Annotated in this window: 5 protein-coding genes and 1 pseudogene; all 6 read right to left on the bottom strand. The window is 65.3% G+C overall.

The features are described 5' to 3' along the window. Window positions 1–446: type II toxin-antitoxin system RatA family toxin (locus A6302_RS19380; protein ID WP_069308404.1), on the bottom strand; the 446-nt coding region annotated here is incomplete at its 3' end. A gap of 78 nt (window positions 447–524) precedes the next feature. Next, window positions 525–1,496, bottom strand: coding sequence for a lipoyl synthase (gene lipA / locus A6302_RS19375; RefSeq protein ID WP_069308403.1), 972 nt, complete (start codon window positions 1,494–1,496; stop codon window positions 525–527). A gap of 163 nt (window positions 1,497–1,659) precedes the next feature. Further along, the gene (locus A6302_RS19370; RefSeq protein WP_069308402.1) at window positions 1,660–1,908 is read right to left on the bottom strand and encodes a GlsB/YeaQ/YmgE family stress response membrane protein; all 249 of its coding nucleotides are present in this window, start codon (window positions 1,906–1,908) and stop codon (window positions 1,660–1,662) included. A 144-nt stretch (window positions 1,909–2,052) separates the two neighbouring features. Continuing rightward, entirely contained in the window at window positions 2,053–2,646 is a 594-nt protein-coding gene (locus A6302_RS19365; RefSeq protein WP_069308401.1) for a 2-hydroxychromene-2-carboxylate isomerase, read from the bottom strand. Window positions 2,647–2,680: 34 nt separating this feature from the next. Then, window positions 2,681–4,092 (bottom strand): annotated as a pseudogene (gene lpdA / locus A6302_RS19360) (dihydrolipoyl dehydrogenase). Between the two features lie 34 nt (window positions 4,093–4,126). Then, on the bottom strand, window positions 4,127–4,498 hold the full coding sequence (locus A6302_RS19355; RefSeq protein WP_069308400.1) for an endonuclease domain-containing protein: 372 nt from the start codon (window positions 4,496–4,498) through the stop codon (window positions 4,127–4,129). Window positions 4,499–4,592: the final 94 nt, after the last annotated feature.

Here is a 4,592-nt window from a genome sequence, read left to right as displayed (position 1 = left end):
CCGTAGATCTTGTCCGCCCGCGCCTCGAACGCCGTCGTGAACCGCCGAAATGCGTGGTCGAACATGGCGCCCATCAGGGCGCCGAGGGTGCGGCTCTTGAACTCGTAGGAAATGAAGAAGCCGACCTCGCAGGAGGTCTCGTCGAGTTCGCGGAAGGTCCAACGGTTCTGGAGGAAGCGGAACGGGCCGTCGATGTATTCGACGAGGATCAGGCCCGCCGGCCGGTCGAGAGTGACCTTGGAGGTGAAGGTCTCGCGCACCAGCTTGTAGCCGACCGCCATGTCGGCGACGAGCACCTCCTGCCCCTCGCCGGTCGTCTTGCGGTAGCGCACCCGCAGGCTCTCGCACATCGGGACGAATTCCGGATAGCGGTCCACGTCGGCGACGAGGTCGAACATTTCCTGCGCCGTGTGGGCAACGCGATGCTTCGTCTCGAACTGCGGCATCCGGTTCTCTTCGGGTGGTCTTGCCTGCGCGGGCCGGCCGACCCTGCCGACCGGACCGTCCCGTGAATGCCGTCTTGGCTACACGCCCGCGCGCGGGCTCGCAACCCTGGCCGCGCGCGCGGCCCGCAGCCGCTCGAAATCCTCGCCTGCATGGTGCGAGGAGCGGGTCAGCGGGCTCGACGAGACCATGTGGAAGCCCTTGGTGTAGGCGATCGTCTCGAAGGACTTGAACTCCTCCGGCGTCACGAAGCGGGCCACGGCGTGGTGCTTGCGGGTCGGCTGGAGATACTGGCCGATGGTGAGGAAATCGACCTCGGCAGTGCGCAGGTCGTCCATCAGCTGCAGCACCTCGTTCCGCTCCTCGCCAAGGCCGACCATGATGCCCGACTTGGTGAACATCGTCGGGTCCAGCTCCTTGACCTTCTGCAGCAGGCGGATCGAGTGGAAGTAGCGGGCGCCGGGCCGCACGGTGAGGTACTTCGACGGCACGGTCTCGAGATTGTGGTTGAAGACGTCGGGCCGGGCTTCCACGACGATCTCCAGCGCGCCCGGCTTCCGCAGGAAGTCCGGGGTCAGCACCTCGATCGTGGTGAGCGGCGAGCGGGCGCGGATCGCGCGGATCACCTCGGCGAAATGCCGGGCGCCGCCGTCCTCCAGATCGTCGCGATCGACCGACGTGATCACCACGTGGTTGAGGCCGAGCTTCTCGACGGCGATCGCCACATTCTCGGGCTCGAATCGGTCGAGCGCCTGCGGCATGCCGGTCTTGACGTTGCAGAAGGCACAGGCGCGGGTGCAGGTGTCGCCCATGATCATCATGGTCGCGTGCTTCTTGGACCAGCACTCGCCGATGTTCGGGCAGCCGGCCTCCTCGCAGACGGTGATGAGGCCGTTCTCGCGGACTATGCCCTGCGTCTCGCGGTAGACGGGCGATCCCGGCGCCTTGACGCGGATCCAGTCGGGCTTGCGCAGGACCGGCGTGTCCGGCCGCGCCGCCTTCTCCGGATGACGGGGCCGGATCGCCTTGGTCCTGTCGAGAATCGTCACCATCGCTGCCTTGCGCTCCGCTGTTCCGGACGGATCGGCCGCGGGTTCCGAGCAGTGCCAGACGCACCGATCATCTGCCGAAGCCGAAGTTAAGTCCCTTGTAGCAAAAGCAACACTGCCGCGACAGTCCGTCGCGGCAGGTCAGCGATGCATGAGGCAGGATGCGTCAGCGTCGGATCAGGCCGACGATGAACAGCAGGATGATCGCGCCGATGGACGAGACGATCAGCGAGCCGATCCAGCCGGCCTGCACCGACAGTCCGAGCGCCGAGAAAATGAAGGCGCCGAGGAACGAGCCGACGATGCCGACGATCAGGTTGGTGAGGAGACCATGATCGCGCTTCATGATCTTCTCGGCGATCCAGCCTGCGAGAATTCCGATGATGATGGCGCCAATAATGCCCACACCCGTCATGACTGCTCTCCATGTTCGTTCGAGAACCGCATCCGGGCCCCGGCCCGGCAAGGCGACATCGCCTTCGCAGTTGCGAGAAGAAACGCCGAAGCCAGCCGATCGTTCCCTCAAACGGTATCAATGAGGCAGATTGTCCGTCACCGTTCAATGCTGCTTCGACCACGCGAGCGCCTGCTCCAGGCGATCGTTGCCCCAGAACAGCTCGCCGTCATCGCAGACGAAGGACGGCGCGCCGAAGATGCCCCGGGCGCGGGCCTGATCGACGTTGGACTTGAGCCGGTCCTTGATTTCCTCGGAATTGGCCCGCACCCGCGCCTTGCGCGTGTCGCCGCCCGCCTCCGTCACCAGCGGCTCCAGCACCGCCGGATCGGAAATGTCCTCGCCCCTGGCGAAGTTGGCCGAGAACACCAGCCTTGTGAACACCTCGCCCCAGCCTTCCGACAGGCCGACCAGCGCCAGACGCGCGGCGGCCAGCCCGTTGTGGGGGAATTTCTTCGGCTTGACGAAGGGGATCTCCTCCGCCTCGCAGATCCGCTCGAGATCGCGCCACATGTAGCGGCCCTTCGGCGGAAAGGCGTTAAACGGGCTGTCGGAGAGGCCCTGCATTTCCTTGAAAAGCGGGCCAAGCAGGAAGGGACGCCACTCGATCTCGATGCCGCTTTCCCTCGCCAGTCGCCCGATCCGCATCGCGGCCGGGTAGGAATAGGAGGATGCGAACTCGTACCAGAATTGCACCATCTGCCATTCCTCCCGGTTGTTGTTTTTAACTCCCCTAAACGTGGATCGCGCGGCCATAGGCGTCAAGGACGCTCTCGTGCATCATTTCGGACAAGGTCGGGTGCGGGAAGACCGTGTGCATCAGCTCTTCCTCGGTGGTCTCGAGGTTCATCGCCACCACATAGCCCTGGATCAGCTCCGTCACCTCGGCGCCGATCATGTGTGCGCCCAGCAGCTGGCCGGTCTTGGCGTCGAAGATCGTCTTGACCAGACCTTCCGGCTCGCCGAGCGCGATCGCCTTGCCATTGCCGACAAAGGGGAAGCGCCCGACCTTGATCTCGAGGCCGGCGTCCTTGGCCTTCTTCTCGGTCAGGCCGACGGAGGCACCTGCGGATGGCAGTAGGTGCAGCCGGGGATCTTGGCCTTGTCCATCGGATGGACATGCTTGCCGGCGATCGCCTCGACGCAGATCACGCCCTCATGCTCGGCCTTGTGGGCGAGCATCGGCGGGCCGGCGACGTCGCCGATGGCATAGACGCCCGGCACGCTGGTCTTGCCGAGCCCGTCGGTGACGATGCAGCCGCGCTCGGTCTTGACCCCCAGCTCCTCGAGGCCGAGGCCCTCGATGTTGCCGACGACGCCGACGGCCGAGATCACCCGGTCCACGGTCATCGTCTGGGTCTTGCCGTCCTTGGTCTCGATCGTCGCGGTGACGCTGTCGGCGCCCTTGTCGAGCTTGGTCACCTTCGCCTCGGTGAGGATCTTGAAGCCCTGCTTCTCGAAGCGCTTGCGGGCCAGCGCGGCGATCTCGTGGTCTTCCACCGGCAGGATCTGCGGCAGCACCTCGACCACGGTCACCTCGGCGCCCATGGTGCGGTAGAAGCTGGCGAACTCGATGCCGATGGCGCCGGAGCCGACGACCAGCAGCGACTTCGGCATGGTCTCGGGCACCATCGCCTCGAAATAGGTCCAGACCAGCTTCTTGTCCGGCTCCAGGCCCGGCAGCACGCGCGGACGGGCGCCGGTGGCGACGATCACGTGCTTGGCCGTGTAGTCACCCGGCCCCAGCGCGCCCTTCGGCGGGTTCTCGGCCGCAACCACGGACACCTTGCCGCCCTTGCCGAGCCTGGCCATGCCCCAGATCACGTCGACCTTGTTCTTCTTGAGCAGGAAGCCGACGCCGGTGTTCAGCTGCGACGACACCCCGCGCGAGCGCTTGACGATCGCCGCCGTGTCGAAGCCGACCTTCTCGGCAGTCAGGCCATAGTCCTTGGCGTGGGTCATGTAGTGGTAGATCTCGGCCGAGCGCAGCAGCGCCTTGGTCGGGATGCAGCCCCAGTTCAGACAGATCCCGCCGAGGTGTTTTGCTTCCACGACCGCGGTCTTGAGGCCGAGCTGGGCCGCGCGGATCGCCGCGACATAGCCGCCGGGCCCGCCGCCGATCACGATGACGTCGTATTGGGACATGGGTTTCGCCTTCTTCCCTGTGCCTCGCGTCAGACTAGTTGCCTTCGAGGCGGCATTGAATTCTTTCGGAGATCGCCTGCATCACGCCATCGAGGTTGCCGTCGATCTCGTGGTTCCAGAATCTCTGGACGATAAAGCCTTCCTGTCGGAGCCAGTCGTCGCGTTGAAGATCGGTGGCCTGGCGCAGATTTCCGTGCTGATCGCCATCCACTTCAATCACCAGACGCGCCGTGAACCAGACGAAATCCGCGATGTAGGGACCGATGGCTCCCTGGCGACGAAATCCCGCCCCAAGCCTGTTGAGCTCCCGCAACTTCAGCCAGAGCTTCACTTCCTGATGCGTCATCTCGCGTCGGAGACGGCGCGACCGCGCGCGGGTGGTCTGGTCGATCGAGGAGCGTCCCATGTCGGTCCCTCGCGGTGCTGTCAGACCCCTCCCGACCCGTCCTGCGGACGGGCCACCCTCCCCACGAGGGGGAGGGATGTCGCATACCACTCTG

It is taken from the genome of Methylobrevis pamukkalensis, assembly GCF_001720135.1.
GTDB lineage: Bacteria > Pseudomonadota > Alphaproteobacteria > Rhizobiales > Pleomorphomonadaceae > Methylobrevis > Methylobrevis pamukkalensis.
Note: the sequence above shows the minus strand (reverse complement) of the source record. Positions and strands in the feature narration are given on the sequence as shown.

Bases quoted from the DNA above. Each gene is read 5' to 3' on its own strand.
- lipA (WP_069308403.1), bottom strand. From the start codon at position 1,496: ATGGTGACGATTCTCGACAGGACCAAGGCGATCCGGCCCCGTCATCCG.
- A6302_RS19355 (WP_069308400.1), bottom strand. From the start codon at position 4,498: ATGGGACGCTCCTCGATCGACCAGACCACCCGCGCGCGGTCGCGCCGT.
- A6302_RS19370 (WP_069308402.1), bottom strand. From the start codon at position 1,908: ATGACGGGTGTGGGCATTATTGGCGCCATCATCATCGGAATTCTCGCA.
- A6302_RS19365 (WP_069308401.1), bottom strand. From the start codon at position 2,646: ATGGTGCAATTCTGGTACGAGTTCGCATCCTCCTATTCCTACCCGGCC.